Below are 25,864 nucleotides of genomic sequence, written 5' to 3'. Positions count from 1 at the left end.
CCTCTCGTTTCCCGCTTGGGCGGGAGGGCGACTGGGGCTCGCCGACAAGCGGCTACCTTGCTGCTAGCTGGCTGTTATCGTGCCGGTCAGGCCATCAGCTTTGCGAGAACCGCATCGGCCGTCTCGACGGGGATGAAGACGCGCGTCTTGTAGGCGATGATCTCTGTGAAGCAGCCGATCGACTTGAGCCACGCGAGCTGGTCGGCCGGTGCGCCGCTGATCTCGATGCGCGGCTTGGCGTTGACGCGTACGCGCTTCACCTCGCACACGAACGGTCGCCGGATCGTGACCGTCCCGCCCTCCATCGCGGCGCGCGCGACCTCGGCCGGGCTGAGCACGTCGTTGCTGTCGAGGCCCATCTTCGAGAACAGCGCCGGCACGTCGCCCGGGAACACCATGCGCCCGAGCCAGGAGCGACCCTCGGCATCGACCACGCGGTTGACCACGAGATGGTCGCTTGGCAGCGCCGACCAGATCGGCAGCAGAAGGCCGGTCGCGAGCCGGATCGTCTCGACGTCGAGCTTGCCGCGGATCTCGTCGACCTCGGCCGACCATTCCGCCTCGAACCGTGCGCGGCTGCATTCCTCCCAGGCCGTCTCGTAGAGATCGTCGAGTGCGAGATATTCGTGCCGGGTCGGACGCATCAGTTCGATGCGCGACACCGCCACCCCGTCCTCGGTCAGCCAGGAGCGCGCGTTGGTGCGCAGCGCGACCTTGCCCGACTTGCCGTTGCGCACGAACACGGCGGTCTGGTCGGTATCGGCGATGCGCAGCACGCGCTCGAGCGACATGGGGTTGCGGCGCCGGGTCACCTCGATCGTCAGCAGGTGCGAGGTCGCCTTGCTGACCGGGTCGGTGCGCAGGATCGTATCGTCGAGCACGGTCGCGGTCTCGACCGTCATCGTCTCGACGCCGACATCGAGTGTCCCCGCCTCGCGCGCGGCCGCGACCCGTGCCTCGACCAGCGCCAGGAATTCGTCAAAGATGCAGTTCTGGAGCCCGATCGGCAGCGCCAGCAACCGGTTGAGCCAGCGCTGGATGGGCGGGAGATCCTCCTTCAACACGCCGTCGGTATCGAGCAGTTCCAGGCCGGTGCGATGCTGGAAATCGGTGAGGTTGGTGCTGGTCAGCTTCCCCGCGACGAGCAGGTGATACCAGCTGATGAGCGCCGCCTTGGCGTAGTCGCTTTCGAGATTATCGGCCGGGTCGAACAGATTCTGCCCCCCGGTCTGGCGCTGGCCGCGCGTCAGAGCGCCGAGGCTGTCTAGACGCCGCGCGATGGTCGAGGTGAACCTGAGTTCGCCCTTGCAGTCGGTCGTGACGGGCCGGAACAGGGGCGAGCAGGCCTGATGCGTGCGGTGGGTACGTCCCAGGCCCTGGATCGCGCGATCGGCCCTCCAGCCCGGCTCCAGGAGCAGATGCGCGCGTTGCTGCTGGTTCTTCGCATCGAGGCTGGCATGATAAGACCGCCCGGTCCCGCCGGCGTCGGAGAAGACCAGGATGCGCTTGGTGCCTTCCATGAAGGCGGCGGAATCGGCCTGCGTGGCGCGGGCCGAGCGCGATTCGAGCTTCTGCCCTCCCCCGCTCACCGTGATGAGGCGCTTGGTGCGCCCCGTCACCTCGGCGACCATCTCGGTGCCGAACCGGGTGATGATGGCATCGAGCACGGCCGCGATCGGCGGCAGCGCGCAAAGCTGCTCGACCAGATTGTCGCGCTCGGCTTCGGCTTCGGGGTTGGTGACCGGGTGGCCGCTCTCGTCGAACAGCGGTCGCGAGCGCACCTCGCCGGTGTCATCGCGGAAGAAGGTCATCTGCTGGACCGGGAATGCCCGCGTCAGATAGTCGATCACGGCCTCGCGCGGGGAGAGATCGATGTCGAGGTCGGCGCGCTCGTCGGGCGACAGTTCGCCCAGGCGGCGGTCGAGGATCGCCTCGGCGGTGCTGACCAGCTGCAGCACGACCGACTGATCGGCCGCCAGATGCTGTTCGATCGCCGCGATGACGGTCGGGAGCTTCGCTGACAGGAGGAGCGCCCCGAAGAACCGCTGCTTGCAGCTTTCGAACCGCGAGCGCGCCGCGGCCTTCGCGCCCGAGTTGAGCGTCTTGCCCTCGTTGCCGTCGACGACGCCGGTGAGTTCGAGCGCCTTTTCAAGGCCGCGATGGATGATCGCCCAGGCATCGGCATAGGTGTCGTACACCGCGATCTGTTCAGGCGTCAGCTCGTGGCGGAGGATGTCATATTCGACCCCGGCGAAGCTCAGCGCGCGCGCGGTGTAGAGGCCGGTCGCCTTGAGATCGCGCGCGACCAGTTCCATCGCCGCGATCCCGCCCTGCCGGATCTGGGTGATGAACGCCTCGCGGTTGGCAAAAGCCGTCTCCGGCCCCCACAGACCGAGACGCACGGCATAGGCGAGGTTGTTCACCTCCGACGCGCCGGTCGCCGAGGCGTAGAGCACGCGCGCGTCTGGCAGGTGGTTCTGGAGGAGTACGCCGGCGATGCCCTGCTGGGAGCCCTTCTTGGTGCCCATCGACCCTTCGCCACCCGCGACGCCGCCCATTTCATGCGCTTCGTCGAACGCGATGACGCCGTCGAAGTCGGCACCCGCCCAGGCGATGATCTGATCGAGCCGGGTGGCGTCGCCGCGGTTGGAGCGCAGCGTCGGATAGGTCACGAACAGGACGCCCTCGTCCATCGTGACGGGCTCGTCGATCTTCCAGCGCGACAGCGGCTGCACGTCGGCCGCGAGACCGCCGAGCGCGGTCCAGTCGCGGATCGCATCGGCATGGAGCGCCTCGTTCTTGCTGATCCAGATGTTCTTGCGGCGACCCGCCAGCCAGTTGTCGAGGATGACGGCCGCGACCTGCCGCCCCTTCCCTGCCCCGGTGCCGTCGCCCAGGAAATAGCCCTTGCGGTACGCGCGTCCGTCCTCGGACAGTACCAGCCCCACCCCCTCCTTGTCGGGCTTGCTGAGGCCAGGAATATACTGGGTCCAGGCATGGCCGGCATAGACGACGGTCTCGAGTTGCGAGGAGGACAACAGCCGTTCCGTGACGGTGCGTTCCGGCAGCGAAGGAACATGGACGGGGATCGGCGCGGGGATCGAGCCCATCGCGATCGATTCAACCAGCGCGGTCGGATGCTCGCCGGCAGCGTCGAACACGATACGGCTCGGCCGATAGGGCAGATAGACACCGGACTGCTCGGCGAGCGGCGCCGGCGTCTCGAGCACCTGGTAGCCGACCGGCAGAACCTCGTTCCTCGCGGGAGCGCGGAAGATGCGCGGGGTGGTAGCGGGCTTCGACCTGACGCTGCGCAGGAGCGACAGCCCCCCGCCCCGCTTGACCGGCGTCGGGGTGGCGGTCTCCGGGATCAGATCCTGACGGGACGGGATGACCAGCGCGTCGACCAGGTCGCTGACATCGCGGCGCTGCACCGTGATCGTCGTCGTATCACCCACCGTCTTGTCGATGACATAGAGGCGCACCGCGACCCCCGTCCCGTGCTTGCCATAGGCATGGGTCAGCCGGATCGATGTTCGGAGCGCGACGCTGGCGAGCGTCGTCGACCAGATTGCGCCCATACGCGCCGAGTTGAAGAACCAGTCGGGCATGATCGCGACGACGCGCCCGCCAGGGCGGACCCGCTTGATCGCCGCCTGCAGATGGCGGACCGCCGCGAGCGCGTCGGCACCGCGGCCGAGCGAGCGCGAGAACGGCGGGTTCATCAGGATGAGGCTGGGACGAGGCGCGGACGCCATGACGCTCGCGATCTGCGCGCCGTCGTGGCCGGTAACGCTGGCTTTCGGGAAAGTGGCGGACAGCCGCGCGCGGCGCGCGGGATCGATCTCGTTGAGCTGAAGCGCCGCGATCGGCGGGAGGCCCGCGACCAGGAGACCGTTACCGGCGCTCGGTTCGAGCACGATGTCATCGGCCCGAACCGCCGCGAGCATCACCGCGATTGTGGCGAGATCGAGCGGCGTCGAGAATTGCTGCCAGTCGATCTGCTCCTCGCTGCGCACGGTCTGGGTAGGAAGGCGCGCCATAAGCCCGATCGCGGCGTCGACCGCCGGCGTGGTGCCTGCTGCGCATACCGCCAGCGCGGTCGCATGCTCCAGCACCTCGAAACTCTCGCGCTGGGTCCAGTGACCATCGGCGTCGGTGCCGCCATAGGCGCGGATCATCGCGTCATTGAGCATCGCGCGCGTGATCTTCGGCTCACTGGCGATCGCCGGGATCAGCAGGCGAGCGGCGGCGGTAGCGTGGTCGGTGCGCGCGGGCGCAGGGTCGAACAGGTCGCTCATGGGGGTCTCCGGGTCTGTGGCTGCTCGTGCAGCTCACGACCCCGACCCCCCTTCCCTCTCAGGCTCCGGGTTTCACGACGTCGGCCCAGTCGCCATAACGTGAGGGTGGCGGCATCCGCTTCAGCGTCAGCCCGCGCGGCCGATAGGCGGCCCACGCCTTGCGTCGTGCGCGTCGGCCCTCGAAGTCATTGTCCTCGGCGAAGATCAGCGTGGTGACGCTATCGGGGATGTGGACACGGTCGAGCCGCGCCGCGCCGAGCGTCGCCCAGCACGGGATGCCGTGGATCTGGGTGAAGGCGGCCGAGGTCTCGAACCCCTCACCCAGCGCCAATGTGTCGGTGACGCGCATGCCCTGCCAGGTCGCACCTCCCGGCGTGCCGAGCGTAGCCTTGTCGAGATAGCCGCCATGCGCGAGGTCGAGGAAGATGCGCTGGATCGAGCGCAGCGTGCGCCCCTCCCGCGCCGCGATCAGCAGCGCCGGGAGGAACCGCGTATGCGGTTTCGGTCCCCACGGACAGCGCGGGTGGTAGCTCAGGTCGTCGAAGGCGCCGGTGATGCCGCGAAAGCGGAGATAGGCTTCCGCGGGCGTTCCGGCGATCGGCAACCCCTCGTTCCACAGCCGTTCGACGTTGGCGGGTCTGCCGGCACGCTGTTCAGCGGGTGGGTCATAGGTGCGTCCGGGTCTGATGCGGGCGATCTCGCGGAGTACGTCCTCGGCAGCGCAACCGGCGAAGCAGTGAACGAGGATGCCGTCATGGCCCTGCCGGATCGAGAGGCTGGGGTCGCTGTCGGCGTGGGCCGGGCAACGGCACATGGCGTTGTAGCCGTGCCAGGTGCCGCCGAGGGCGCCGACGATGTCCACGATGGTCTGGGTGGGTTTTAGCGCAACGAGGGGCATGACCGATCCTTTCTCGCTGCCTCTGACCCCCTTCTCTCCCGTCCTAGGTGACTCAGTAGCTGCTGGCTAGCAGCTAGCGGAAGATCACCGTGTTAGCAGTTAGACCTCCGCTATCTAGCGTTGAGATGGCTGGTATCTAGCGGCTAGCTACCTTTGAGCTAGCAGATTCTCATAAGCGTCGAGTGCCTTCTCGAGCACTTCTGTAAGAAGCAGACCCTCACGTTGAGCTATTTCGCGGATTCGATTGTCCCATTCGGGTGTGACCCTAGTCGCAAACTGTTGAGTGCGGTTAGTCTTGCGCGAACTGCGGGCGTCAATGCGGGTTGCGGTTACCAGCGGTGCAGCCGGAGGGGCGGGGGCTACTTCGGGTGCATCCAAATTCTGGCTCGCCTCACTGATTGGTGGGGGTGAACCCAAACGAGTAGCCTTCTTTAGCTTCGAGATATCGGCCATCATTCACCCCGCTACTTTGTCGATTAGGGATTGGATCAGAGTATCAGCCCGCTGGTTAAGGCCGGAGAATTTGGTTTCGGTAATTGACAGGCCTTGGTTCTGCGCTTGCCGGTATGCTGGTCGTTCCACGATCGAACCGTCGAGGACATTATACCCCGCTTCGGTCAAATACGCCCGCGCGTCATTTTCTTCAGCCGAAGTTCCAATGCGGTTGAGCGCAAAAACGAGCCGTCCAGTCGGGATACCCTCCTTAACAAGGGCATGGTATTCGCGGACGGCAGGCCTGAGATCGTCCAAGGATGCGCCGGTGGGTTGAACCACGAGTGACGATGACCGTGCAATTTCAAGTGTAGCTTTGCTGGTCCGAGCGGGGCCGTCGATGATAAGCAGATCGAAGCCGTCTGCAGCGGCCAGGGCCTGAGACGCGGTTTTGAATGCCTCAACCGACACAATCGGCTCGATGGAGATGCCAAGGCGTGCTCGGTGCCAATCGACCGAAGTGCCCTGTTGAGTATCGAGATCGGCGATTTTAACCCGCAGTTCGCCTGCCGCCGCCTCGCGAGCAAGGGCTCTTGCCAAGGTGCTTTTTCCTACACCGCCTTTTTGTGAGACGAATGCCACGACAGCAGCCATGACCGATCCTGTGATAGTTCGAACGACTGGATAGCTAGCCGCTCTCTAGCAGTTTGGCAACCGCTACCTATGTGGTAGCTAGCTGATACCCATCCAGCAGATATCTGTGATCTAGCTGCTACCCACGGGGGTTTGCCTGACTTAGTCTGGATTAAGCGCTGGGAGATAGTGGAATTTTTTTCCACGTTGTGCGGTTGTTCGAAACATGATGTTCAATGATCGATGAACACGCGATCGAACTCGAGCTTATGCGTAGTGGGTAGTGTTATGGCACTGCTATGGGCGCAAACATCGGCAGCTAAGCAGGCCGAGGTAATGACATTTGATGGGCAGGCAGTTGAAGCCGTCATCGATGTGGGCCCGAGAACGCGGGGTATGCGAACAGACGGAACGCCGCCAGTACCAAGCATGGAAGCCGTTTTAGGCAATGACTTCAGATCATTCGGCAGCCCCGTAATGGAACCCCAAGAGGAGGCAATAAGCACGTCGCATATATCGGTGCCCCTTTGGATGCAGACTGGCCAGGTTTCGGGGGGAGCTCGCCGGGCGGCGATGTCCGATATGGCAAGTTATCTCTACACCCCACAGGCTTGCTCAATCACACCCTACCGTCCACGCGGCGATTTTCCAGGCTGGCTCGAAGCTCGGCGGGCTCAATATTACCCTTTGATCCAGGCCGTGGCGTGCGAAGCTGGTGTGCCAGTCGGGCTTTTCGATGCACTGGTGGCCCAGGAAAGCCGCTATGACCCATTGATCGTATCACCGAAGGGCGCCGTTGGCCTTACCCAATTGATGCCCGGTACAGCGCGTGGACTTGGAGTTTTCAATTCGAGAGATCCGTTGTCGAACCTGAGGGGAGGGGCCAGATACCTCCGCGCGCATCTGGATGAGTTCAAGCGGGTCGATCTAGCCTTGGCCGCATACAATGCAGGTCCAGGACGCGTTCGATCGATGCGCCGTATTCCGCCGTTTCGCGAGACGATGGACTATGTCACAGCGATCACTCGAGGGTGGAGCACCGGATCGTTCAGGACAGCATCGATTCAGACCGCCGGTTTGGCAGTGGATCGACAGGAATTCCGGGGCAGGGGGGTCCAGTTACTCGCTTACACATCTACAAGAGTATCGAACCCGAGGTAGTGCGCGTAATAGATCGCAATTCCGAGGATCGCCGGCGCGCCGAGCAGATAGTTGATCTGCCAACGTATCCATAACCGGGGTGCAACGAGTACCTTGTCGAGGACGGTCGCGGTGGGGAGCTTACTGGTTCCCGTACGATAATCGTGGGCGGTCTTTATCATCGCAAGGACAGCGCACATCGCCACCATGACGCCGACCGCGGCATAGAGTGAAAGCCAGGCCTGAAGTGTCGCTTGGGGCATGCCGACCACCTAGCAGCAAGATGCTGACGGTCCATTAACCGCTGAATCGCCCATAAGTTACCAGGTGGGCTGCGTTTTCAAACGCAAGTCGGGTGCTCAGCATGGCGCTACGGTGGCGATGACGCACCAAAAACGGCTGCACCAAGCACGAAGGCGGCCATTTGAGCGCGACGGTAAACGCCTGCTCCTCTCGGGAGCATCGCGACGCGAAGCGGCGCGTCCTACTTTGCGGCTGGGCATTTTCGGTTGGGGTTGTGCGCATCCGATCGTCTCAGGACTGCTTTCGCCGTCAGGCGTCAAAGCGTTGGCCGACTAGGCCAACTCCGTTTGTCCCTTGAAGAGATGAATTAAGGAGCGGTTGACCATTTTTTTGAGACTCTTGTTTCTCGATAGCGATGGCAAGGCGGTCCAGCACCTGCCGCAAGCCGGCGTCCTCGATCTCCTCGGCGACAACCTGACGGGGCGAACGCCAGAGGCGCATAGCCTCGATCTGCTCGATACGATCGGCCTCGCGCTGCACCACATCGTCGGGGAGGGGGACAGGCCGGAGACGACGCGGAAGGAAGCGGGTAAGCCGGTTGGGGAAGCTCATGCGATAGACGTTGGAGGTCTGCGCATTGCGTGCCTTGGGGCGATCGGCCGGGGGATCGATCGGCACGCATCGCCGCTGCTTGTCGAGAAGGCCCATGCTGGTGAGCGCCACCAGCGCACGTCCGACGCTGGCGCGTGAGACGCCGGCAGCCGCCTCGATCCATTCCCAGGTCGGGAACACCTTGCCGGCGCACGTTCGCGCCAAAGTCGTAAGCTGCTCAAACACGCGCAATGCTGTGTTGGTTATCAGGGTGGCGAGGCGTTCGTCCTCGGTGAGCTGGCGGCCCTCGGCACGGGCGATGCGACGTACCGCGTTCTTGTGCTTCAGCAGCTCGGCCGCCTGCTTGTAGAGCCGGTCGGGTTCGCCCTTCGCGTAGCTGTAAAAGAAGTCATCCTCAAATGTGCCGGCCTTTCGGCTGTTTGGGTGAACATGCGCTCGAGTCGGGTTTGCCGCGCCCGATCGTGCTCTCGGCTGCGTCCGCTCGATGCGGTCGAGCGCCATGAAGCTCGCTTTCGCGAGGGTAACAACTCCCATCTTCCGTCCCCTTCGTGGGGCCGGGACCAAGGCAAAACTAGAGCGTGGCGCGAAGCGCGCTCCCTTGAACCGTAGTTCGAGAACGAGTATGAGAGGGGCGTCTGAAGCCTGGTCGATGCCGGCAAGCATCGCTCATTTCGTTCCAGGGTGCCCGGCATTCGTGCCGGGCATTCGTTTATGTGATCACGGCCGCTTCCTATCCGGCGGTGTGCCGGCTGGCGAACTCTGCAAAATTTCGTGGACGGGCGGAAGCGCCGGCAGTTCGTGCTATTGCGGATCAAACAGATAAATCGCTCGTGCTATCACGGATCAATTAGGGCAGGATTCGTGCTTTCGCGGATCAATCGGTGTGATGGCTTCGTGCTTTCGCGGATGAATGCCGCAGAAAGCATCGCATGAGTCGAATCATGCAACCGTGGTGGCGATTAGTGGCAGGGTTACCTTTGGCTCGATCAATACCTGACAATGTCCGGTCTTCCGACCAGGTCGAGGCGTAGCGTTTGGTTCAGCCTGCGGAGCATCAAATAGCGTCACGCGGTAATCTGGGATGGAGTTTGTCTCGAGTATTGCCTTCAAGGCATGTCGAAAATGAGCGAGTGAGTTCTGGTAACCGAGTTGGAGACGTAGATTGTCGAGGGTCAGTTCGTAAGGGCCACTGATGCAACTGGATCTAGCTATTTCGTAAAGCCGCCTTTCGACAGGGCCGAGTTGGAAATAGGCTGGTGCGTAGTCCAGAACCTGCCGATCGTGAAGAATGGCTCGGAAAAGCCAGTCGCATAGACGTACCCTAACTGCTTTGAGGCGCTTGTCACCATCGCTCGTGCCGGTTTTGGTGTAATACAGCTTCGCCTCCGAGAGCCACGAGAAATAACCCTCCTCGCCTTCGCCTCCAGCCTCGATATTGGTTTTGATCTGAGTGCCTTGGAGCCGCTCCAATGCCTGCGAAAGGCGCGCGTACGATCGCGCCGATGTGTTGTTGCCGGTAACGCAAAACAGGTCGTGGGCCGTAAAGTAGAAATCCTGTGAGACCTGCTCGCCCGCTTCGAGTTTCGCAACCATCAAGCTAGCGATATATAAAACGATTTCTTTATCGTATATCGTGGCAACGCCCTTGGCGGTAGGGACGATCTCGATCGAAACCTTGTCGGTTTTATAGGCGAGAGTTTTGGTCCATTTGCCCTTGCTGAGTGCGAAAAATGGAAATGCCATCAATGACCGCTCGCCGCGCACCTCGCTCATGAGCGGGCTGTCGAGTGAGAAAAGGTCGCCCTGATTTATCGGCATCTGCCCGGACCCCTTGGCAACTCGCGTGGCGTGCGTCACCGTAGCCCCGCTTTGCAATTATCCGCAAAAGCACGAACTCCGCCCTTCGCATTGATCCGCGAAAGCACGAAGTGAGGGATGTATGACGAAGTCGGGTCCCCGACGCGTAGGTCATTTCGCCAAGGACTCGTGCTTTCGCGGATCAATCCCCTCGCTTCGCTCGGCTCGGAGATCGGAGGTATCACCGACCACCTCGCAAATGATCTGATTTGCGACGCCCTCATGGGAATACCGCCGTCCGTGAACGCGATCGGCCGATCCCGTTGGGAGTTGGCAAAAATGCGCACTTCTCAAAACCCATTTCCGTTAGTAACTCAGCGACAGGGCCGTTGTCGATGAGTTTCGGGAAAATTGCATGTTGATCGGTTATGCGCGGGTGTCGACGGCCGACCAGGATCTGACGCCCCAGATCGAGGCATTGAAGCAAGCCGGCTGCGAGCGGCTCTATTCCGACAAGGCCAGCGGGGCAAAAGTGAACCGGCCTGGCCTGGCCGAAGCGATCGTCTATGCGCGATCGGGGGACGTGCTGGTCGTATGGAAGCTGGACCGCCTCGGCCGCACCATGAAGGGGCTGGTCGATCTGTCGGCCGACCTCGACGAGAAGGGGATCGGGCTGCGCTCGATCACTGATGGGATCGACACTTCGGGAACGGCGGGACGGCTCGTCTTCAACATTTTGGCGGCAATGGCACAGATGGAACGCGAGCTGGTCCGTGAGCGGACCACTGCTGCCTTGGCCGTTGCACGGCGCAAGGGCCGCTTCGGGGGGCGAAAGACGATGATGACCGAAGAACGCCGGAACGCGGCGACAAAGCTGCTCAAAACCGAGATGTCGTCCCGCGAGATCGCGCGCGCGATCGGCGTCTCGATCTCGACGTTTTACAGGCATTTCCCCGCGCGATAGGTTGCGGTGCCGGCGAGCATCAGATTTCACGGGAATGGGCGCGCAGCTGGCTGCTCAAGAATAACCCGGTTGCCCGAGGCATTCGAAGCTCGGGCCAGCGCATCGGCAGCGTCTGCGATCAGATCCTCTGAGACAGCGTTGGGGGCGAGTACGAGCCCCGCCGAGCATGTCACCTCGCCGATCGGCGTCTCATTCTCGACGCGTTGCAGCTTTCGCCTCGAGAATGCCTTGCGGGCTGCGTTCAGCATATCGCGGGCGGCTTCGTGGTCGCAGTTGTCGAACACGATGGCGATCCGCTTTGCCTCCAGCGGCCGACCCGGTGCGGCATGCAATGATCCCGCAATGTCTGGCCCAGCGCGCGCAGGACCCGCTCGACGACGCCGATCCCATGAGTCGCCCCGATCGAGGTGACTTGATCGAGCGCAACCAGCGCAAGAAGGGTAGGGCCTTCCCGCCCGAGTGCAGCGGTGAGCACCGACTCGATCGCGATGCGGTTGAGGAGCGAGGTAGCAGGATCGATGTCAGTATCGACGCCCAGCGAGCGTAGGCGCTCGCGGACTAGGGCCGTCTGAAGGCTCATCTGCTTCAACCGCTCTTCGGCGCGCTCTGCCTGGGCGGTCATGCGCGCGACCGCGCTATGGATGCTTCCGTCGGCGGAGACCAGTTCGGCCGCGGTCAGCGTCAGGGTCTTCACGAAGGCATTTGCCTCCTGGGTAGTTGCACCGATGATGTGCATGACCTCTGTTGAGAGCTCGCCGATCGTCGTCGCGGTGCCATGGAGATCCGCTGGTGCCGAAATCGCTCGCACGTCTTCCTGTCGGAGGCGATAACCGCCGTCGATCAGATTGGCGACGGCCATGAAATGGGCCTCGTCAGCACCTTCGAAATAGGTGTGAGCGAAGCCGTAATTCTCGGGGCTGTGCGGCAGTCGATGCTCGTCGAGAAAATCGACAATGGCATGACCCGACTCGTCAGCTGGTGGCCTTTGCCGCATGTCCGTGGTCCGCTGTCTCGTGGTTTGAAGCCTCGGGTTCGGCCAGCGATGGTGGCGAACGGAAGCCCTCTGGCCCTAGAAATTCGTATTTGAGATATCGATCGGAGTCGATGCGCTCGAAAACCGCGTTGATGACAGCTTCCCTGGAGCCGAGGCCCAGACGATCCTGAAGTCGCTCTGCGATCGCTAATGCTACGGGCGACAGCGCCACGGTCGACCGCCGGTACCCCGCATTGTCTTCCCGCTCCTTTTTCAGGCGCATGGACCGCGTGCTTTTTTTGATCTCGGATGGGTCGCTGGGCATAAGCAAGCGTCATTCTGCCACTCGGACGCTTAGCGCAAGGTGATGTGACGGTAAGACGGGGCGGTACATTTCGAGACTGGTAGTGTCGACGACCGACTTCAGCCGGTCAGCCCAGTTCGACCGATGCCGCGTTCGGAGCCAGTCACTATCTCGGGGATGTCGGGATCGGAAAGGATTGCCGAGAAATACTCGAGGCTTTCGGTAACTGCGGTCGCGAACCTCGGGCTGTAGTACACCATCGGCTCGTGAAGGATGTCGACGGCGATATAGGCGCGGACAGGGTCGATCTGCAGGATATCAACAAACTGGTCGATCAGTCGCCCTGTGAAGGGCGTTTGGCCGGCTCGGATTTTGTTGACGAGGCTAAGGCTCTTGCCGAGGCGGCGAGCCATTTCGGCATTTGTCACTTTCTTCAGACGCCACTCAGCCATGAACAACGCGTGAAGACGTTGTTGCCGATCTTCGCAGACTGAAGCCTTTGTAGACTGGTGGTACATACTGCGACCCCCGTTAGGGGTCTAATACGCATCTATCCGTTCACGTTGTCAACCACCGCCACGCAGCGCGATTCATGAACTCTCCGTAAATGTTCCATGAAATGCGGCGAGTAGCCCGATAATGAAGGTGAGCCGAATTGGCGCAAGCGATCCGGATGCGTCGCCAGCATGGGCACGCGCGCGCTGAAACAGGTCATTCTGGTGCATCTGAATGCGTAACGTGACCCGAATCGGACCGGGGATGTCGGCATCTCGCGCCTCGTGAACAAAGGGGGCAGGATCACGGCAAACGACGAAGTTCTCCAACCCTTTCATAGAGGTAGCGGAAACAGTCTCAAATCCGCATGTGGCCAATGAATGAATGCGCATCGCATCCACGGCGAGGCGGAACAGCGAGTGATCCACTTTGAAGGTATAAAGCGCCTGGGGCATATCGGACCATACGACAAAGTGGCGGGTGTCGCCATCGGCCGCATAAAGCCGACCAGATGCGATACGATGCGTAACCGGATCTCCTCCGGCAAGGCGCATCAACAAATAGTGTAATTTTCTTACACTGATCCAAGTCATACCGCCTTAGAATCCGCAGTAGGCGGGGCGTTGTTCCGGGCGACCAAGATGTACTTGGCGCGAGACAAATAGTGTAATTTTTTTCCATCTTGCGGGAGTCAGTTTCTTCCTCCCTTTTAAGGGTGACGCAGCAATCCGCTTCGTCTTTCAAGGGGAAAGAGCATGTCTGCACTTTCAATGCCGAAGGGTGGCCAGATCAATGGCGTCCTTCTCGGCCTGGCGATCATCGCGATGGTGATGGTCCTGGGCGCGTCGGCGGCGTTCGCCGGCGCCGATACGACGTTCAATACCGCGCTGACGAAGTTCACGGACTTCCTCGAGGGCTCGGGCGGCAAGATCATCACCGTCATGAGCCTGGCCGGCGGCATCGTCGCGCTGGCGTCGGGCCGCTTCAGCCTCGGCCAGGTGGCCGTTCCCGTCGCCGTCGGTGTCGGCGCGGGCACGGGTATCCCGATCGTCACCTCGACCGTCACCGCGACGATCTGAGGCGTCGGCTGGATCAACCGCTGGGAGGGCGGCTTAGCTTATGGACCGGTACACCATCCCTTCGCATCTCGACGACCCGGAGCTGATCGGCTTCTGGACGCTGGACGAGTTCCTCGCGATGGCGATCCCCTTCATCTGGGGGATCCTGTCGCAGCACGTCGTGATCGGATTGATGGTCTCGTTGCTCGGATGGTGGGGATTTCGGAAACTCAAAGCCGGCAAGGCCACGTCGTGGATTCTCCACATGGCCTACTGGCACCTGCCGTCGAGTTTTACCGGGCTGAAGGCGACGCCGCCCTCCCACCTTCGCGTGATGGTGGGCTAAATGGATTATTCTGTCGGTCTCGCGCAGTCGCAGCGCGTCCTCAAGCAGCGCAACATGCTCGGCATCGTCGCGCTGGTCCTCGCGGGCCTCGTGGTGCTGCTGTTCCTGGTCGGCGCGACCCGTGACCGGGAGATCGTCCTGCAGCCGATCGTCCGCTCCCCGTTGACGCTCTCGTCGAGCGGGGTCAGCGAGCAGTATCTGGAGATGGTCACGCGCGACACCGCGCTGATGACGCTCAACCGCTCGCCCGAAAATCTCGAATACTGGATGGACTCGATCCTGGCGATCGCCACGCCGGAAGCACATGGTTCGCTCAAGCGCGACCTGATGAAGATCCTCAACGAGCAGCGCGGATCGAGCATCAGCCAGTATTTCACGCTCGCCGGCATGAAGGTCGATCCCGAGAAACTGACCTCGGAAGTGACCGGCACGCTGCACACCGTCGTCGGCTCGAAGTCGGTCACCGCCGAGCCGAAGACCTTCCGCTTCTATTGGGCGTATCGCGGCCTGACCCTCCAGCTCAAGGGCTTCGGGATGGTCACCAAGGCCGACAAGGACGCCGCGGCAACCATCGGAGACGACGCATGACCGCCTGGGTCGCAGTCGGGCTGATCGGGGGCGGGACCGCCTTCGCATCGCGCCTGTGTTCGCTATCGCGCCTGATCGGGGCGGGGATGATCGTGGCGGGCGGCGTGGTCCTCGCCGCGCCGGCCTTCGCCGACGAGCATGTGCTGGCAAAGGACAACAGCGAGGTCGCCTGCACGATGTCGAAGTCGGGGCTGACCCGCGTCAGCCTCAAGGACGATCGCTTCGCCAGCGTCTCGAAGCTGACCACCGGGGTCGATACCGACGATTTCACCGTGGTCAATGAACCGACCCGGGGCGACATCTATGTGTCGGTCCCGGAAGCCTATTCGCGGCCGAACGTGTCGTTCTTCGGCACGACGTCGAAGGGTTATGTGTACAAATTCTCGTGCCGGCTCGCCGGCGACGACGCGCAGCAGGTGTTCGTCGAGAACAAGGATATCGGTGGCGCCGCGGAAACGCAGGTCGCGGCCGTCGCGGCATCGCCGCAGGAGGCGTCCGCCACGCTGGTCCAGGCGATGTTCCAGTCCGCGCCGCTCGAAGGGTTCGAGGTCAGGCCCGCGGTCACCGACCCGGTGATGATTGGCTCGCTCAAGGTCCAGATGGTCGCCGAGTATCGCGGCGCCAGCCTCGCAGGCCGCACGCTCAGGATCGAGAACCGGGGCAAGGTTCCGGTCGCGCTGGGCGAGGGAACGATCGCACCGTCGAACGCGATCGCGGTCTCGGTCGCCAACCCCAACCTCAAGCCCGGTGAAGCCACCACCGCCTATATCGTCACGCCTTCGGGCCTCGCCAACGGAGTGCGGCCATGAGCCTCAAGGACATCTTCCAGCGTAACCGTGCCAAGCAGCTCGATACCGAGCCGGAGGAGGGCGGGGACAGCGAGCTGATGGCCGGCAACGATGCCGTCCGCAAGAAGCAGCTGCTCTACCTCGGCTGTGGTGGCGCCGTCGCGCTGGTGCTGGGCTCCTGGTACGTCATGGGCGACGATGCCAAGCTGAAGCCGGTCGGCACCGACGGGAAGGAGGTGAAGATCACCACCGACGACATGGTCAACCGGAACATGTCGCAGCGTGAATGGCAGGCCGCATCCGAAGCGCAGATGCAGTCGATCAACAATCAGCTGAAGGGCGTCGACGGCCAGCGCGCGCAGATGGAGCAGTTGCAGGCGCAGATCGCCGCGCTCCAGGGCGAGAAGCAGTCGATGGCGAGCGATGGCCAGCGGGTCATGAGCGCCTATCAGCAGGAGAACGACCAGCTTCGCCAGCAGATCGCGCAGCGTAACGCCGCGCCGGCCGCGCCGGCTCCGACGCAGATGTATGGCCCCGGCCAGCCCAATTACCGCACTCCCGGCGCGCCGATGACGGCGGGCGAGGCGGCAGCGGCTGCGGTGTCGCAGTCGCGCTCGATCAAGCTGGTGTCGTTCGAGGGCGGCCCCTCGGGCACCGCGACTCGGATCTCGGGTGGCACGACCAGCTACACCGACAGCCCCAATTACCTGCCGCCCAACTCGATCGCGAAGGCGAAGGTCATCGTCGGCGTCGACGCCTCGGCGGGGGTGCAGTCGCAGACCGATCCGCTGCCGGTGATCCTGCGCATCACCGGCCCGGCGCGCTCGGTCTACCAGAACGGCAAGCTGCTCACGACGCGGATCGAAGGCTGCGTCATCAACGGCGCGGCGCGCGGCGATCTCTCTTCCGAGAAGGTCTATGTGAAGCTGCAGCGGATGACCTGTCCGCAGGCCAATGGCCGGTTCGCGGTGTCGGACGTGAAGGGCTTCATCAGCTTCGCCGGCAAGACCGGCGTGCGCGGCCGTGTCGTCAGTCGCGAGGGCTCCTTGGCGATGCAAGCTTTCTTTGCCGGGCTTGTAGGTGGTGCAGGCAATGCGCTGAACACTGCCTTCAACCAGCCACTCGCAACCTTCGAGACAGACGGCAAAGGAGGGATCAATCGCACCCCGAGCATCGGCAACGTCGGTTTGCGCGCTTTGGGCGGCGGCGCCGACGAGAGCGGTCGAACAGTTTCCAAATACCTGATCGAGCGCGCCGAACAGTACCAGCCCATCATCGAGATGCCGACCGGCATCGATGTCGAGATCGTCTTCCTCGAAGGCGTCTTCATCCAGAACTGAGCCCGGAAGGAGGCGGTCACATGGCAAATACTATCATGATCGGCGCGATGGCGGGGGCGGCGATGCTGCTGACCGGCTCGGCCGAAGCGCCGATCGGCGCGCAGGTCCAGGTCGCGCTGCAGAAGCGGCTTCCCAAGACCAAGGTCGATGCGATCGACTGCTCCAAGGTCGACGGGCTGTGCGAGGTCGTGGCGGGTGCGAACCTGTTCTACGTCGACAAGTCGGCGCGCTATCTCGTCATCGGCCGCGTCTATGACATGGAGACGCGGCAGGATCTGACCGCCGCCAAGCTGCTCGCGCTCAATCCCGATATGCTGGTGGGCGGCGCGGCAAAGGCCAATGCCACGGCCGATGCGCCCGAGGCCGGCGCGGCGAGGGCGGGTGCGCGCGTCACGACCCAGCCCGCTGTCGCCCGCACGCTCGATGTGTCGCGGCTGTCGAGCAAGGGCGCGATCACCTGGGGATCGGGTACGCAGACGGTCACCGTCTTCTCGGACTTCCACTGCGGCTACTGCCGCGCGCTCAGTCAGGCGCTCGAGACGATGAACGTGCGCGTGATCGAGCGACCGATCTCGGTGCTGGGAAGCCGCGAGATCGCCGACCAGGTGCTGTGCGCCCGCGATCGTCATGCGGCGGTCCGCGCGGCCTATGCGCAGAACCCGGTCCCGGCAGGCGCGAAGTGCGACACCAGCGGTCTCGATGAGAACGAGGCGTTCGCCAGGGCGCACGGCATCAACGGAACGCCCGTCATCGTCCGCTCCGACGGGGCGGTGATCGAGGGCTTCAAGCCCAAGGCCCAGCTCGTCGAATGGTTGAAGGGAGCCAAGTCGTGACCCGATCCGTGATCCGCCTGCCGGCCTGCCCGGTTTCCGACTATCGCCCGCACGCCCGCGCGAAGCGTATTGCGGCGCTGGCGACGACCGCGAGCCTGGGACTGCTCGCCAGCTGCACCACGCTGGGGACCAACATCTCGGGCAAGTTCGCGTGCGGCGCGCCCGAGGGCGGCAGCTGCTCGCCGGCGACCGTCATCGATGACAAGGCGCTGGCCGAGATCACCGGCGACAGCGGCTATCATCCGGCAGGCCCGTACCAGGCACCCGCGCGCAACAGCGGGGGAACGCAGCGGATCGCCTATGCCTCGACGCCGGTGCCGGCGCAGGCGGCGGGGGTCGGGCCGCAGAAGGTGTTGCGGATCGTGTTCCCCTCGCATGTCGACGCGGCTGGGCGCTTCCACGAGACCGCGGTCGTGCAGGCGGTGGTCGACAACGGCCAGTGGCTGGCGGCGACCGACGGCCACGGTTCGGCGCTTGCCGCGACGCAGACGCTCAACGTCAGCCCCGAGATCCTCTCGCAGCTCGGCGCGCCGATCGCCGCGCTTCCCCCGGTGCCCGCCGAGGTCGCGCAGGTCGCCGCCCCGGCAGCGGCCGCAGGTGCGGCGAGCGCGGTCGGCGCACCAAGTGCGGCAGCGGTCGCGGCCGCGCGGGCCAGGGCGCGCGACGCGGCTGCTGGCAAGGGTGTGCCGATCGCCGCGACGCAGAAGCCGGCTTCGCCCGAACTCGCGTCGAGCACGCCGGGTAACCGCCCAGCGACCTTCTCGCCGCGCGTGGAGGACTGATCGTCATGGCGAAGACCGGCTTCATAGCCCGCCTGCTCGGCGATACGCGCGCACCCGACCAGGGAACACCCTCGCATGGCGCGCCGATGCTGTCGCAGTGGCTGCCGTATCGCAGCTACGACGCGCGGCACGACCTGTTCTACCAGACCGACAGCATCGCGTTCGCGCTGGAACTCGCGCCGCTCATGGGTGCGGACGAGCGCACCGGGGAGATCATCGCGCAGATGCTGTCCGAGAGCGTCCCGCCCAGCGCGCGGGTCCAGCTGCTCGCATTCCAGAGCCCGCGTGTGGGCGCGCTGATCGCGCAATATGCGCTGCCGCGCTACAAGGCGGGCGGCATCCATCGCAAGATCGCCGAGCGGCGGTCGGCGTTCCTGCGTCACGGCGCATGGGTATCGATGTCGAAGGACGGACCGTTCCACGTCCGCAACCATCGCATCTTCCTGTCGGTCTCGATCCGTAGCGGGAAGGCGACACCGGAGGAGCTGACCGGCGTCCGCGACAGCATCGTCTCGACGCTGCAGTCGATCGACATGCCGGCAACCCGGCTGAAGCCGGTCGATCTGATCGCGCTGATCGACGACATCACCGCGCCGGCGTTCGACGTCTCCGACCACGTCTCGGAATATTCAGAACTCGATCCGATCGCCGACCAATGCGTGCGGCGCGACGTCCAGACCGTCGTCCAGGCCGACCGCCTGCTGGTATCGGTCGAGCCGCTGCGCGCGGTGACGAACCTGTCGGGCGAGACGCAGTATCAGGAGATCCGGCCCGACACGTTCGACTATCGCTTCTTCTCGGTCAGGAACCTGCCGAACCGCTGGGCGCCGTGGGACGTGCAGAAGCTGATCGGCGACATGTTCTCCGACAAGCTGCGCCCGGGGTGCCCGACTCTCACGTCGCTATGCCTGTGCTACCAGGACGAACAGGCCGCTTCGTCGAAGGCGGGCTACAAGTTCATGCGCACGTCGAGCCTCGCCGATTCGAAGTCGGCGCGGCTGCTCCCGCAGCTGAAGGACCAGAGCCGCGAATGGGAGCATGTCACCCAGGAGCTGCGCCTCGGCAAGAAGCTGGTGCAGGCCTATTATGCGGTCGGCATCATCAGCCCTAAGGGGCAGGGGGACGCCAACGAGCGCACCGTCAAGTCGATGTACAAGGCGGCCGGGTGGGACCTGCTCGACGAGCGGTTCCTGCAGATCATGGCGTTCATGTCGTGCCTGCCGATGACGCTGGGCAACGGGCTCGACAGCGACCTCAAGCGCATGAAGCGGCTGCGCACGATGCTGACCTCGACCGCGGCGAACATGCTGCCGATCCAGGGCGAGTATCTGGGTGGCTCGCTGCCGCACCTGATGTTCGTCGGGCGTCGGGGTCAGCCTTTCTTCTGGTCGCCCTTCGAGAACAAGGCCGGCAACCACAATGTCGCGGTGTTCGGCAAGTCCGGCTCGGGCAAGTCGGTCGCGCTGCAGGAGCTGTGCGCGGCGTTCGCCGGCGTGGGCGCCAAGATCATCGTGATCGATGACGGCCGCTCGTTCGAGCATATGGCCAAGAGCCTGGGCGGCAACTTCGTCGAGTTTCGCCTGCGCGACGGGTTCAGCCTCAATCCGTTCTCGATGATCGACGAGACGCTGGTGGCGCAGGACGAGGATTATCTCGTCGACGCGCTGGCGATGCTCAAGTCGATCATCGGGCAGATGGGCCGTCACATCGACAAGCTCAACGACACCGAGCGCGGTCTGATCGATCGTGCGGTCAACCAGGTGTGGGAGGCCAAGGGCAGGGGAGGGTGCGTCGACGACGTGATCGAGGCGCTCGGCTCCGACGGCTCTGTGCAGGGGACGGATCTCGCGATCGCGATGTTCCCGTTCTCGGGAAAGGGCACCTACGGCAGCTTCTTCACCGGTGAGGCGTCGGTGGACATGTCGAACGCGCTGACGGTGTTCGAACTCTCGGACCTGTCGAGCCGCGAGGAACTGCGCTCGGTCGTGCTGACCGCGATCATGTTCATGTCGTCGCAGACGATGCGCCGGATGGACCGCCAGATCCCCAAGGCGCTGCTGATCGACGAGGCGTGGCAGATGCTGCGCGGCGGGTCGATGGCCGATTTCGTCGAGACCTACAGCCGAACCTGCCGCAAATATGGCGCCTCGCTCATCACCGCGACGCAGAGCCTCAACGACTATTACAAGTCGGAAGGGAGCCTCGCGGCGCTGGAGAACTCCGACTGGTCGGTCATCCTGATGCAGAAGCCCGACACGATCTCGGACTTCCAGAAGCACGGCCGCTTCGACATGGACCCCTACACCGAAAGCCTGCTGCGTTCGCTGAAGCGCAACGGCGCGGAATATTCCGACATCCTCATCAAGGGGCCGGAATCGATGGCGGTCGGGCGGCTCGTCCTCGATAAATATTCGGCGACGCTCTATTCCTCCAGCCCGCAGACCTTCGCCGATATCGAGCATCTGATCGACCTCGGCTGTTCGATGGACGAGGCGATCGAACGCGTCGCCTTCCCCGAGGAATATCGCGACAATCCTCCGGGCGGGCCCTGGGTGGAGGCGGCGGAATGAACGCCTTCACGCACGAGCGCGACTGGCGTACGCCGACCGCGACCGACTGGAAACGCACGGGCACGCGCGCGATCGGCGACGCCTGCTACATCCTGTTGCGGGTGTCGGGCTGGATGGCGATGACGCTGCTCGCGACCTTCGGCGTCGCGATCCTGTTCTTCCTGATGCTAGGCGACTTCACCGCGCTCGGCTTCTTCTCGCAGGTCGCCAACCTCGGCACGCGCTTCGTCGCGGCCGACCAGGCACGCCGCGCGGCGTTCGGCGACCAGCTGTTCGTCGTGTGGCTGGTCGCGTTCGGCATCGTCGCCGTGACCCGCGTGCGCCTGCTCGGCGCGATCATCACTTCCACGAAAGGCCCCCGTCATGGTTGATGTTCTCGATCGTCCCGAGGTCGCGTCCGCGGCGGTGCAACCGTCCGCTCCGGCCCCGGCACCCCGTGATGACGCTGCCGGTGCGGCACCGCGCCGTCCGGTCGCGGACAAGGTGGATCGCCGCAAGCCGCAGGGCCTGCCCGTCATCGCCTATGTCGCGGTCGCGCTGGCGGTCGCGGTACTGCTCTGGGGGGCGTGGGTGACCAAGCATCTCCTTGCCCCGCCCGCGACCGTGCCGATGGCGAGCGTCCGGCTCGAAGGCATCGTCTCGGAATATGTCCAGGCGCAGAGCCACAGTAACGGCCAGCCCCAACAGGTGGCCGCGCAGACCCAGGCCTTCATGTCCGCGCTCGACGACGAGATGAAGAAGGTCGGCGCGAGCGGCACCACCGTCCTCGTCGGCGAGGCGGTCCTCTCGAAGAACGTCCCCGATATCACCGACCAGATCCGCCGCGCGGTCTTCGCGCGCGTGCCGCTCCCCGCGGCCGCGCCGAACACCCCGGCCGGTCCCGCGGTCGGTGCGATGCTTCCCCAAGTCTCCGGGAACGTCGCGCCGGCCGCGCCAGGGGCGGCGGTCCCGACCGCTTCGCCGTTCGGGCCTGCGCCGGTCTCGCCGGTCGAGGCGACGGTCACCCAGTCCGCGCCGGGAGGGGTCGATGGCAGCGGCAACTGAGGCGCTGGCGCGGGTCGGTCATGCGGCTCCCACGGCGGTTGACGTCGCCGGGGACCGCGCGGCCCGCAAGGCGCTGATCGTCAAGCGGGTCCGCCAGTGGAGCGCGGTCGCGCTGCTCGGGATCGTGTGGGGCGGCTACAACTCGATCGCCGCGTGGCGCGAGACGCACGCCTTCATGATAAACGCGAGCGAGAGTCTCCCCAACTGGGCGTTCTTCATCCAGCGCGGCCGCGTGCCCGCCAAGGGCGACTATGTGTTCTTCGCGCCGCCCGAGGGCGAGCTGGTGCGCCGCCACTTCGGACCGGATTCGGGACCGTTCGGCAAGCGCGTGATCGGCGAGGCCGGGGCGCTGGTCGAGCATCGCGGGAAATGGGTCTATGTCGACGGCGTCCGCGTCGCGCACATGAAGCCGCGCTCGCGCTTCGGCGAGGTGCTGACGCCGGGACCGGTCGGGCGCGTTCCCGAGGGCTGCTATTATGTCGGCACCGCACACCCCGACGGGTTCGACAGCCGCTACGGCGAGATCGGCTTTGCCTGCGCGAAGCAGATTATCGGCACCGGGACGCCGATCCTGTGATCCGGCGCGCGGGCCTTTTCGGCGGAACCCTGGGCGTGGCGCTGGTCGCCTCGTCGTCCTGGCCGATCGTGCAGGGCGCGCTCGCAAAGGATCACGGCGTGATGGGCCAGACCTGGGCGATCGCCGAGCCGGATCTGCTGGCGACGATCGATACCCGGCTGAAGACGCTGCAGGCCAATGGCGGCATCGAGCGCATGCAGACGGCGCTGCGTGAAAAAACCGAGGAACGTGTCCGCAACCCGATCCCCGTCGCCGGCATCGGCGCGGTGCGCGAGAGCCGCAGCTGGACGTTCGACCCGACGATCGTGCTCGATCAGGACATCCAGGACCAGAAGGGCCGGCTCGTCGCGCGCGCCGGGCAGCGGGTCAATCCGCTGTCGTTTGTCGCGATGAAGACCGACCTCGTGTTTATCGACGGCCGCGACGATGCGCAGGTCGACTGGGCGCTGAAGCGGTGGACCGCGCAGAATGCCAAGATCATCTTCGTCGCCGGCTCGCCGTTCAACCGCATGGGCGAGAAGAAGCGCCGCTTCTTCTTCGACCAGCAGGGCAAGCTCACCAGCCATTTCGGGATCGCGCGCGTCCCCGCCGTGGTCGAACCGGCGGGCCAGGTGCTCAAGATCAGCGAGATCGAGATGTCGGGAGCGGGCGCATGATGTGGCTCGATATCCTCAGGACGCCGATGGCCGCGCCCGAGACGCCGGCCCTCAAGGCGATGCGGCTCGCGATCCTGTGGTCGGCGATCGGGCTGGCGATCGCCATCTGCGCTTTGCAGCCGCTGCGCGCGGTGCTCGGCGCCGGGGCAGGGGGCGCGCTTGCCGGACTGGTGCTGGCGCTGGTCGTGCTGGTGCCGGTGTATGTGATCGCCAAGAACCGGGCCGATAACGCTTTCCTTGACGCAAGCCTCGCGGCGCAGCCGGACGGGGAGGGCAGGGCATGACGACTGAGCGCATCAGCCTGATCGCGCGCTACGCGCTTCTGTGTGTCGCGGCAGTCGGCTTCGGGTGGACATATGTTCTCGCCATATTCGCGCTGTTCCCGGCCTGGATGTTCTTTCCCGTCGTCGCCTTGTCGATGGTCGTATCGATCGCGACCGTGGCGTTGCTCTCGAGCGTCCCTGCGCTGCTGTTCCTGTCCCGCGTGCATTGCGAGATCGAGTCCCTCGTACGAAGGCTTCTCGGGGGCCGTGCCGATCCGGTGACCGCCGCGTCGATCGGAAACGAAATCGATGTCGTCCTTGCCGAAAGCGGGCGGACGATATCGGTTGGCAAACGCCGTGCGCTGGTGCGCGCGCTGGCCGATCAGTCGATAAGCTTCGATGGACGCGACCGCGCCCGGATGGTGCCCCTGGTCATCGCTTTCTCCGAGGAGCCCGGCGCATGATCCGCCGCCTGCTCACCCTGCTCGGCATGATCGCCGCGTTCGCGCTGCTGCCGGCGCCGGCGAGCGCGCTCCCGGCCAACTGCACCGGCAAGTTCGTCAACCCGATCACCGACGTCTGCTGGTCGTGCCTGTTCCCGCTGTCGGTGGGCGGCGCGCACATCTGGCCGGGGAGCCGACCCGATACCAAGAACCCAAGCCTGCCGGTCTGTGCGTGCGGTTCGCCGATCCCGCGCATCGGCATCTCGATCGGCTTCTGGGAACCGGCGCGGCTCGTCGATGTGACCACCAAGCCGTGGTGCTTCCCGAATCTCGGCGGACTTCGCCTCAATCCGGGGCTCGATATCGGGCAGGGGCAGTATACCGGCCCGCTCATCAAGGGCGGCGCGACCCAGGCCAGCGCCAACTGGCAGGCGCATTATTACGTCTATCCCTTGCTCTACTGGATGGAGATCCTGACCGACTTCCTGTGTTTCGAACAGGCGTCGTTCGACGTCGCCTACATGACCGAGATCGATCCCTTGTGGAACGACGACGTGCTGACCACGCTCATCAACCCCGAGGTCGCACTGTTCAACAATCCGATCGCGGTCGCCGCCTGCGCGGCCGACTGCGTCGCGGCGAGCGCGAAGCTGCCGATCGACCCGATGTTCTGGTGCTCGGGCTGCAACGGCTCGATGTTCCCGATGAACGGCAACATCGCGGCGCACAATTCGCCGGTCCAGTCGTCGCGTCTCGCGGCCGAGCGGCTCCTGTTCAAGATGCACCGGCAGGGGCTGGCGTGGGGCACCGCGGGATCGAAGGCGCTCTGCAACAAGTACGTCATGCCGATCCTGAAGAAGTCGCAATACCGCATCCAGATGACCAATCCGACGCCCACGGTGAGCGGCAAATATGCCTGCTCGCCGATCGGCGCGACGACGCTCCCGCCCGACGCGGGCCGGGCCTTCCCCGTCAAGGGCGAGGACTTCGGCTACCTGCTCTGGCGCAAGCGCAACTGCTGCATGCTGTGAGGATCTGACATGAAGAAGTTCCTCCTTTCCGCGCTCGCCATCGCCTCGATCGGCACCGGCTGCGCCGTTCTCGCCCAGACCGTCGAGGGGCTCGATCTCGACGCGATCCGCGCGCGATCGGCCAAGTCCGAACAGGACGCGACCGCGCTCGTGAATGAGGTCGAGCGCCGCGGCGACGCGTTCCGCAAGGATGCGCAGACCGTGCAGGCGGTCGCGCTGGAACAGATGCGCACGATCGACAAGGCGAACCTGCCCAGGGGGCCGGCGGGCGCGGTCGACTTCGACGAGATGATCCAGGCCGCCTCGGCCAACCTCAAGGAGGCCCAAGGCACCGCGCCGCAGTTCATGGTGTTCGTGTCCACCTCGATGCCCGAACAGGCGCTGAAGCGGATCATCGCCGATACCTCGGCCGCTGGCGGCGTCGTGGTGTTCCGGGGCTTCCCCGGCAATTCGGGGAAGGCGTTCATCGCCGCGCTCTCCAAGGTGGTCGAGAAGGACCAGCAGTTCGCCTCGATCGGGATCGACCCGCGCCTGTTCCGAGCGTTCGACGTCACCGCGGTCCCGACGATGGTGGTCTCGTCGAGCGACTTCACGCCGTGCGACGGGCTCACCTGCAAGACGACGCCGCCTCCGTTCGATCGCATCGAGGGCAATGTCACCGTGCGCTACGCGCTGGAGACGTTCGCGGGCGAGAACGGCCCCGGCGCGCTGGTCGCGCGGACCGCGCTCGCCAACCTCGGCCGGAATCCCTGA

Annotated in this window: 28 protein-coding genes; 18 read left to right on the top strand and 10 right to left on the bottom strand. The window is 64.5% G+C overall.

Annotation, left to right across the window (positions count from 1 at the left end; genetic code table 11):
- Positions 1-86: 86 nt before the first annotated feature.
- From MF610_RS17515 to MF610_RS17505, 3 genes are all read right to left on the bottom strand, one after another.
- Complete coding sequence (locus MF610_RS17515; protein WP_242201563.1) at positions 87-4,301, bottom strand: strawberry notch family protein; 4,215 nt, start codon at positions 4,299-4,301, stop codon at positions 87-89.
- 58 nt (positions 4,302-4,359) lie between these two features.
- Positions 4,360-5,199, bottom strand: coding sequence for a DUF7146 domain-containing protein (locus MF610_RS17510; protein WP_170170687.1), 840 nt, complete (start codon positions 5,197-5,199; stop codon positions 4,360-4,362).
- Positions 5,200-5,655: 456 nt separating this feature from the next.
- Complete coding sequence (locus MF610_RS17505) at positions 5,656-6,285, bottom strand: ParA family protein (protein ID WP_029623217.1); 630 nt, start codon at positions 6,283-6,285, stop codon at positions 5,656-5,658.
- A 222-nt stretch (positions 6,286-6,507) separates the two neighbouring features.
- Between MF610_RS17505 and MF610_RS19200 the strand changes: the two genes are divergently transcribed.
- Positions 6,508-7,425, top strand: a complete 918-nt coding sequence (locus MF610_RS19200) for a lytic transglycosylase domain-containing protein (protein ID WP_339328550.1) — start codon at positions 6,508-6,510, stop codon at positions 7,423-7,425.
- On the opposite strand, the gene MF610_RS17495 is transcribed toward MF610_RS19200, so the two are convergent.
- The 3 genes from MF610_RS17495 to MF610_RS17485 all read right to left on the bottom strand — a co-directional run bounded on the left by MF610_RS17495 (position 7,392) and on the right by MF610_RS17485 (position 10,032).
- Entirely contained in the window at positions 7,392-7,667 is a 276-nt protein-coding gene (locus MF610_RS17495; protein WP_132884039.1) for a hypothetical protein, read from the bottom strand. The genes MF610_RS19200 and MF610_RS17495 overlap by 34 nt on opposite strands.
- A gap of 289 nt (positions 7,668-7,956) precedes the next feature.
- The gene (locus MF610_RS17490) at positions 7,957-8,760 is read right to left on the bottom strand and encodes an RNA replicase (protein WP_242201562.1); all 804 of its coding nucleotides are present in this window, start codon (positions 8,758-8,760) and stop codon (positions 7,957-7,959) included.
- A gap of 438 nt (positions 8,761-9,198) precedes the next feature.
- The gene (locus MF610_RS17485; protein WP_242201561.1) at positions 9,199-10,032 is read right to left on the bottom strand and encodes a replication initiator protein A; all 834 of its coding nucleotides are present in this window, start codon (positions 10,030-10,032) and stop codon (positions 9,199-9,201) included.
- Between the two features lie 439 nt (positions 10,033-10,471).
- Between MF610_RS17485 and MF610_RS17480 the strand changes: the two genes are divergently transcribed.
- A complete protein-coding gene (locus tag MF610_RS17480; protein WP_242201560.1) occupies positions 10,472-11,020 on the top strand; it encodes a recombinase family protein in 549 nt (182 codons plus the stop codon).
- A gap of 241 nt (positions 11,021-11,261) precedes the next feature.
- On the opposite strand, the gene MF610_RS17475 is transcribed toward MF610_RS17480, so the two are convergent.
- The 4 genes from MF610_RS17475 to MF610_RS17460 all read right to left on the bottom strand — a co-directional run bounded on the left by MF610_RS17475 (position 11,262) and on the right by MF610_RS17460 (position 13,385).
- The gene (locus MF610_RS17475) at positions 11,262-12,014 is read right to left on the bottom strand and encodes a GGDEF domain-containing protein (protein ID WP_242201559.1); all 753 of its coding nucleotides are present in this window, start codon (positions 12,012-12,014) and stop codon (positions 11,262-11,264) included.
- Positions 11,992-12,276 carry a hypothetical protein gene (locus MF610_RS17470; protein WP_066782290.1) on the bottom strand — a complete coding sequence of 95 codons (285 nt, stop codon included), beginning with the start codon at positions 12,274-12,276 and terminating at the stop codon, positions 11,992-11,994. The genes MF610_RS17475 and MF610_RS17470 overlap by 23 nt, the downstream gene beginning before the upstream one ends.
- A gap of 140 nt (positions 12,277-12,416) precedes the next feature.
- Positions 12,417-12,749 (bottom strand): helix-turn-helix domain-containing protein, encoded by a 333-nt coding sequence (locus tag MF610_RS17465; protein ID WP_066782291.1) that lies wholly within the window; start codon positions 12,747-12,749, stop codon positions 12,417-12,419.
- A 138-nt stretch (positions 12,750-12,887) separates the two neighbouring features.
- Positions 12,888-13,385 carry a hypothetical protein gene (locus tag MF610_RS17460; protein ID WP_242201558.1) on the bottom strand — a complete coding sequence of 166 codons (498 nt, stop codon included), beginning with the start codon at positions 13,383-13,385 and terminating at the stop codon, positions 12,888-12,890.
- A gap of 231 nt (positions 13,386-13,616) precedes the next feature.
- On the opposite strand from MF610_RS17460, the gene MF610_RS17455 reads away from it, so the two are divergent.
- Genes MF610_RS17455 through trbC form a run of 16 tightly spaced genes read left to right on the top strand, consistent with a single transcriptional unit; the run spans position 13,617 to position 25,864 of the window.
- Positions 13,617-13,871: a hypothetical protein gene (locus tag MF610_RS17455; RefSeq protein WP_371262956.1), complete on the top strand. Its 255-nt coding sequence runs from the start codon at positions 13,617-13,619 to the stop codon at positions 13,869-13,871.
- A gap of 40 nt (positions 13,872-13,911) precedes the next feature.
- Entirely contained in the window at positions 13,912-14,196 is a 285-nt protein-coding gene (gene traL, locus MF610_RS17450) for a type IV conjugative transfer system protein TraL (protein ID WP_007406330.1), read from the top strand.
- Positions 14,197-14,784: a type IV conjugative transfer system protein TraE gene (locus tag MF610_RS17445; RefSeq protein WP_007406332.1), complete on the top strand. Its 588-nt coding sequence runs from the start codon at positions 14,197-14,199 to the stop codon at positions 14,782-14,784.
- Positions 14,781-15,593, top strand: a complete 813-nt coding sequence (locus MF610_RS17440; protein ID WP_007406304.1) for a type-F conjugative transfer system secretin TraK — start codon at positions 14,781-14,783, stop codon at positions 15,591-15,593. Before MF610_RS17445 ends, MF610_RS17440 begins: the two co-directional genes overlap by 4 nt.
- Complete coding sequence (locus MF610_RS17435) at positions 15,590-16,912, top strand: TraB/VirB10 family protein (RefSeq protein WP_007406327.1); 1,323 nt, start codon at positions 15,590-15,592, stop codon at positions 16,910-16,912. Before MF610_RS17440 ends, MF610_RS17435 begins: the two co-directional genes overlap by 4 nt.
- A 20-nt stretch (positions 16,913-16,932) precedes the next feature.
- Entirely contained in the window at positions 16,933-17,745 is an 813-nt protein-coding gene (locus MF610_RS17430; RefSeq protein ID WP_125962562.1) for a DsbC family protein, read from the top strand.
- Complete coding sequence (locus tag MF610_RS17425; RefSeq protein WP_010409254.1) at positions 17,742-18,527, top strand: conjugation transfer protein; 786 nt, start codon at positions 17,742-17,744, stop codon at positions 18,525-18,527. The genes MF610_RS17430 and MF610_RS17425 overlap by 4 nt, the downstream gene beginning before the upstream one ends.
- Before the next feature lie 5 nt (positions 18,528-18,532).
- Positions 18,533-21,097: a type IV secretion system protein TraC gene (traC, locus tag MF610_RS17420; RefSeq protein ID WP_242201557.1), complete on the top strand. Its 2,565-nt coding sequence runs from the start codon at positions 18,533-18,535 to the stop codon at positions 21,095-21,097.
- The gene (locus tag MF610_RS17415) at positions 21,094-21,468 is read left to right on the top strand and encodes a hypothetical protein (protein ID WP_024310622.1); all 375 of its coding nucleotides are present in this window, start codon (positions 21,094-21,096) and stop codon (positions 21,466-21,468) included. Before traC ends, MF610_RS17415 begins: the two co-directional genes overlap by 4 nt.
- The gene (locus MF610_RS17410; RefSeq protein ID WP_063686908.1) at positions 21,461-22,141 is read left to right on the top strand and encodes a TrbI F-type domain-containing protein; all 681 of its coding nucleotides are present in this window, start codon (positions 21,461-21,463) and stop codon (positions 22,139-22,141) included. Before MF610_RS17415 ends, MF610_RS17410 begins: the two co-directional genes overlap by 8 nt.
- Positions 22,125-22,718: a S26 family signal peptidase gene (locus MF610_RS17405; RefSeq protein ID WP_024310620.1), complete on the top strand. Its 594-nt coding sequence runs from the start codon at positions 22,125-22,127 to the stop codon at positions 22,716-22,718. The genes MF610_RS17410 and MF610_RS17405 overlap by 17 nt, the downstream gene beginning before the upstream one ends.
- Positions 22,715-23,374, top strand: coding sequence for a type-F conjugative transfer system protein TraW (traW, locus tag MF610_RS17400; RefSeq protein ID WP_024310619.1), 660 nt, complete (start codon positions 22,715-22,717; stop codon positions 23,372-23,374). The genes MF610_RS17405 and traW overlap by 4 nt, the downstream gene beginning before the upstream one ends.
- Positions 23,371-23,658 (top strand): hypothetical protein, encoded by a 288-nt coding sequence (locus MF610_RS17395; protein ID WP_007406328.1) that lies wholly within the window; start codon positions 23,371-23,373, stop codon positions 23,656-23,658. Before traW ends, MF610_RS17395 begins: the two co-directional genes overlap by 4 nt.
- Positions 23,655-24,101 carry a hypothetical protein gene (locus MF610_RS17390; protein WP_007406338.1) on the top strand — a complete coding sequence of 149 codons (447 nt, stop codon included), beginning with the start codon at positions 23,655-23,657 and terminating at the stop codon, positions 24,099-24,101. Before MF610_RS17395 ends, MF610_RS17390 begins: the two co-directional genes overlap by 4 nt.
- Positions 24,098-25,111, top strand: coding sequence for a conjugal transfer pilus assembly protein TraU (traU, locus tag MF610_RS17385; protein WP_024310618.1), 1,014 nt, complete (start codon positions 24,098-24,100; stop codon positions 25,109-25,111). The genes MF610_RS17390 and traU overlap by 4 nt, the downstream gene beginning before the upstream one ends.
- 9 nt (positions 25,112-25,120) lie before the next feature.
- Entirely contained in the window at positions 25,121-25,864 is a 744-nt protein-coding gene (trbC, locus tag MF610_RS17380; protein WP_024310617.1) for a type-F conjugative transfer system pilin assembly protein TrbC, read from the top strand.

It is taken from the genome of Sphingomonas hankookensis, from assembly GCF_022664465.1.
GTDB lineage: Bacteria > Pseudomonadota > Alphaproteobacteria > Sphingomonadales > Sphingomonadaceae > Sphingomonas > Sphingomonas hankookensis.
Note: the sequence above shows the minus strand (reverse complement) of the source record. Positions and strands in the feature narration are given on the sequence as shown.

Coding starts and splice junctions, on each gene's coding strand:
- MF610_RS17515 (WP_242201563.1), bottom strand. CDS start 4,301: ATGAGCGACCTGTTCGACCCTGCGCCCGCGCGCACCGACCACGCTACC.
- MF610_RS17510 (WP_170170687.1), bottom strand. CDS start 5,199: ATGCCCCTCGTTGCGCTAAAACCCACCCAGACCATCGTGGACATCGTC.
- MF610_RS17505 (WP_029623217.1), bottom strand. CDS start 6,285: ATGGCTGCTGTCGTGGCATTCGTCTCACAAAAAGGCGGTGTAGGAAAA.
- MF610_RS19200 (WP_339328550.1), top strand. CDS start 6,508: ATGAACACGCGATCGAACTCGAGCTTATGCGTAGTGGGTAGTGTTATG.
- MF610_RS17495 (WP_132884039.1), bottom strand. CDS start 7,667: ATGCCCCAAGCGACACTTCAGGCCTGGCTTTCACTCTATGCCGCGGTC.
- MF610_RS17490 (WP_242201562.1), bottom strand. CDS start 8,760: ATGGCGCTCGACCGCATCGAGCGGACGCAGCCGAGAGCACGATCGGGC.
- MF610_RS17485 (WP_242201561.1), bottom strand. CDS start 10,032: ATGAGCGAGGTGCGCGGCGAGCGGTCATTGATGGCATTTCCATTTTTC.
- MF610_RS17480 (WP_242201560.1), top strand. CDS start 10,472: ATGTTGATCGGTTATGCGCGGGTGTCGACGGCCGACCAGGATCTGACG.
- MF610_RS17475 (WP_242201559.1), bottom strand. CDS start 12,014: ATGCGGCAAAGGCCACCAGCTGACGAGTCGGGTCATGCCATTGTCGAT.
- MF610_RS17470 (WP_066782290.1), bottom strand. CDS start 12,276: ATGCGCCTGAAAAAGGAGCGGGAAGACAATGCGGGGTACCGGCGGTCG.
- MF610_RS17465 (WP_066782291.1), bottom strand. CDS start 12,749: ATGGCTGAGTGGCGTCTGAAGAAAGTGACAAATGCCGAAATGGCTCGC.
- MF610_RS17460 (WP_242201558.1), bottom strand. CDS start 13,385: ATGACTTGGATCAGTGTAAGAAAATTACACTATTTGTTGATGCGCCTT.
- MF610_RS17455 (WP_371262956.1), top strand. CDS start 13,617: ATGGTGATGGTCCTGGGCGCGTCGGCGGCGTTCGCCGGCGCCGATACG.
- traL (WP_007406330.1), top strand. CDS start 13,912: ATGGACCGGTACACCATCCCTTCGCATCTCGACGACCCGGAGCTGATC.
- MF610_RS17445 (WP_007406332.1), top strand. CDS start 14,197: ATGGATTATTCTGTCGGTCTCGCGCAGTCGCAGCGCGTCCTCAAGCAG.
- MF610_RS17440 (WP_007406304.1), top strand. CDS start 14,781: ATGACCGCCTGGGTCGCAGTCGGGCTGATCGGGGGCGGGACCGCCTTC.
- MF610_RS17435 (WP_007406327.1), top strand. CDS start 15,590: ATGAGCCTCAAGGACATCTTCCAGCGTAACCGTGCCAAGCAGCTCGAT.
- MF610_RS17430 (WP_125962562.1), top strand. CDS start 16,933: ATGGCAAATACTATCATGATCGGCGCGATGGCGGGGGCGGCGATGCTG.
- traC (WP_242201557.1), top strand. CDS start 18,533: ATGGCGAAGACCGGCTTCATAGCCCGCCTGCTCGGCGATACGCGCGCA.
- MF610_RS17415 (WP_024310622.1), top strand. CDS start 21,094: ATGAACGCCTTCACGCACGAGCGCGACTGGCGTACGCCGACCGCGACC.
- MF610_RS17410 (WP_063686908.1), top strand. CDS start 21,461: ATGGTTGATGTTCTCGATCGTCCCGAGGTCGCGTCCGCGGCGGTGCAA.
- MF610_RS17405 (WP_024310620.1), top strand. CDS start 22,125: ATGGCAGCGGCAACTGAGGCGCTGGCGCGGGTCGGTCATGCGGCTCCC.
- MF610_RS17395 (WP_007406328.1), top strand. CDS start 23,371: ATGATGTGGCTCGATATCCTCAGGACGCCGATGGCCGCGCCCGAGACG.
- MF610_RS17390 (WP_007406338.1), top strand. CDS start 23,655: ATGACGACTGAGCGCATCAGCCTGATCGCGCGCTACGCGCTTCTGTGT.
- traU (WP_024310618.1), top strand. CDS start 24,098: ATGATCCGCCGCCTGCTCACCCTGCTCGGCATGATCGCCGCGTTCGCG.
- trbC (WP_024310617.1), top strand. CDS start 25,121: ATGAAGAAGTTCCTCCTTTCCGCGCTCGCCATCGCCTCGATCGGCACC.